This window comes from Paenibacillus sp. OT2-17, from assembly GCF_009827695.1.
In the GTDB taxonomy this organism is placed as follows: domain Bacteria; phylum Bacillota; class Bacilli; order Paenibacillales; family Paenibacillaceae; genus Paenibacillus; species Paenibacillus polymyxa_B.
The window spans coordinates 1-2997 of sequence record NZ_WUDQ01000463.1 but is presented as its reverse complement, the minus strand read 5'-3'; the positions used below and the strand labels follow the sequence as shown (position 1 = coordinate 2997).

2 protein-coding genes and 1 pseudogene are annotated in these 2997 nt (G+C 34.2%); all 3 read right to left on the bottom strand.

Annotated features, from left to right (window positions below):
* Positions 1-213 precede the first annotated feature (213 nt).
* Positions 214-1020: an HAD-IIB family hydrolase gene (locus GRP75_RS23125; RefSeq protein WP_160790478.1), complete on the bottom strand. Its 807-nt coding sequence runs from the start codon at positions 1018-1020 to the stop codon at positions 214-216.
* A gap of 468 nt (positions 1021-1488) precedes the next feature.
* Positions 1489-1772: pseudogene (locus tag GRP75_RS23120) on the bottom strand (MFS transporter); the annotation flags it as partial.
* Positions 1773-1783: 11 nt separating this feature from the next.
* Entirely contained in the window at positions 1784-2785 is a 1002-nt protein-coding gene (locus GRP75_RS23115) for an ROK family protein (protein WP_068942569.1), read from the bottom strand.
* Positions 2786-2997: the final 212 nt, after the last annotated feature.

The following is a 2997-nucleotide window of genomic DNA, read 5'->3' as shown; positions in this document are numbered from 1 at the left end:
CTGATTATGAATTTGCTTCAAAGCTACAAGCAGATTCTCAAGTGAGTCCAATGGAGTTTTAACTTTCCCCTTGCACATAAATTCACCTTGAAAATACAAACTAAATTTAATAAAAGAGCCACCAATATCAAAAACCAGTATTTTATTTTTCATGCTACGTATAGTCCTTTCATGAGGCAATTTGGGGTCTTCTCTCCATAACGATAATTAATATTATTGTTTTTGTAAATCCATCATTTTTTTTATCGTTAATAAGACACCGTTTTCTTCGTTGGATTTAGTGATAAAACTGGCAGCATTTTTAGTATTCTCACATGCGTTTTTCATAGCAAAACTATATTTTGCTATACTCATAAGTTCCACATCATTTTCACCATCTCCAAAAGACAGGGTCTCATCCTCAGTAACCCCCAATATCTCTTGGAGTTTTCTTACCGTCTCCCCTTTATGGGTATGAAGTGCTGTAATATCCAGCCAATTTGCTTCAGAATCAACAATATAAATTTGATCCATTAGAGTCTTTTCAACATGTTTTCTTAATAAGGAACTTTTTCCAGATGGATCATATACAGTTATTTTAAGAAAGCTACTGTTGATTTGATCAAATGAATCAATCTTAATCACTTCTTTGTACGAGCCTTTCACAATTTTATAGTATTCGTCTTGAATATAAGAATGAACAAATGCTGCTTCCGTTGTACATGCTATGATAATGAAGTCATTGGAAAAACTTTCGATATCTCTTATCGCTTGTAATGCTAAATTGCGTTCAATCGTAAACTCTTTGACGACGACTCCATCCTTTTTAATCCGCGTAGCACTGTCCCCTAAGATCCAGATCCCTTTTCCGTGCTCGCCAAATAATTCTTCTACTCTTTCACACTGCTTGCCTGTACAGGCTACAAAGGAAATATTATTTTCTTGCATTTCTCCATACACCTGATTAAATAAATCGACATTGAAAGTGCTACTATTATTCAGAAAAGTACCATCCAGATCACTTACCACCAGTTTAAACATCTATAAATCCTCCCTTAATATATAAAGATCTTTATTAGCCAGTTTAATTTACGGCTTTTCATTTTCTTTCCATGGATCAACATCAAAATCTCTATTAAAATCTTCAAACATTCATTTAATAGGTGCATTACATACCCTGTACACTTATTAAACCATTTAATTAAACATATTAATAAAGTGAGTAAAAAAAGTTCCTTTATTAAGTGGACATACAAAGTTATTCAAAAAAATCATCGATGGAGCGGTAAGGTTTTACTTCCTTAGGCTGCCCGGATAATGTTAAGCACCAATAAGTACCAATCCATATGACTGAGCAAAGTAAAATCAGTGAGATCATAGAGTGCCCTCGCTTTCTCTTTTAGGTTACACGTTTACTTTAGCTGATGAAACGCGTTTCAGGTCAAGTGATAATTTATAGAAAAGCACGTTATTGTCATGGGTGTTTATGATTTAAGATATAATCTTGGGTTAACCGTTCAAAGTTCTCTTTTTCAATGTACGATTCACTTGTTCTGAACTGAACAGCATAAAAAGAAGGAAAACAATGACGGCAATCGGGAAAAAATGAATACTTGTCTGAGAAGCTATAACCCCAAAAATGGGAGGAAGTAATGTCGTTCCTGTATAAGCAACTGCCATTTGATATCTCATGAGTTTGGAAGAATTCTCTTTACCAAACCGAGTTGGCGTTTCATGAAGAAGTCCAGGGTAAATCGGCGCAAGTCCTAACCAATAAGAATAAACCCAGGTAATCATATATACATTATTTAAAGACAATGATTGGACGTTCCAATTCTTTTAGAGTTAACCCTCTCAACCCTGTTTTAAAATCTTCATAAAATAAATCTGAGAAAATAACCTTAGGATACAAAGGCATCTTATGTTTAGATTTGTAGGATTCTAAAAAATGAAAGAAAGACACTTCTTCTATATTCTCTCTATAGATCACAATTCGATCAGGATCAAATACAGATTGTAATATTTGAATAATTTCACATATACTATTGAAGAAAACTTCCGTTCCCTTGCTCTCATCCCAAACTATCGACGGAAGGAATTTGATTTCACCAGCTAATCCATGTTTGCCTTTTAAAACCCCATTTCGCAAATAAATCCCCATTCCTGGTGGAGAATTCTCAGGAAAATAAATAGCCAGTACACATTGATCTTCATCTATTTGTTCTCTATAGACGTAACCACATACAGCGGCATTTACGTCATTCTCCACAATAACCGGCAAACCAAATTTGCTTTGCACATCCTCTGCCAACCGAATTCCATTTAATCTTTCATGACTGCTGACTGTAATTTCTCCATTTACAGATTGTCCCGGGATTCCTATTCCAATAACTTTAATGGAAGGATAGAGGGAAATGATGTCTTGAATCGTGGAATAAAATTGTGTAGCATTAAAAATTTGAAAGGGATGCTCTTCTTTCATCAGAGCATCCTCATTTAAATTCACTACCGTAGTACACACTACATCTGTCCCTTGTTTTTCGTTAATATGTATAATCAGTGCTAGACTATACTCATAATTAAAACGATAGGTTAACGCATGCCTGCCTCCGTTTGAAGGGACGATTTCATCTTCAAAGATCTCTCCATTATTAAGCAATTCCTGCATAAGGGTATTGATAGTTACCACACTTAAATCAGTCAATGCGGCTAGTTGGGGTTTTGTTGTCTTACTGATCTGTTTCAATACTTTGCGAACCAGGTTCAGATTTATTTCTTTAATTAAATTTGTATTAGCTTTTTCCATACATAGCACCTTCTTTTTATAACATCATAAAACAACTTTATAAACCGTATTTATAAAGTTGTTTCACTAATTTTGCAGTAAAATATTACCTTTGTCAAGGTAATATCGTACTAACCTTTAATTCACTATTGCTTTCCAGCTTATTCTGAATTATTCTCATGCTTAACATAAGATGATCGCTAAAATAAGGAGGCTAATCTATTGAAGAATGC

Excerpts from the sequence above, each read along its gene's own strand:
- GRP75_RS23125 (WP_160790478.1), bottom strand. The coding sequence starts at position 1,020 with ATGTTTAAACTGGTGGTAAGTGATCTGGATGGTACTTTTCTGAATAAT.
- GRP75_RS23115 (WP_068942569.1), bottom strand. The coding sequence starts at position 2,785 with ATGGAAAAAGCTAATACAAATTTAATTAAAGAAATAAATCTGAACCTG.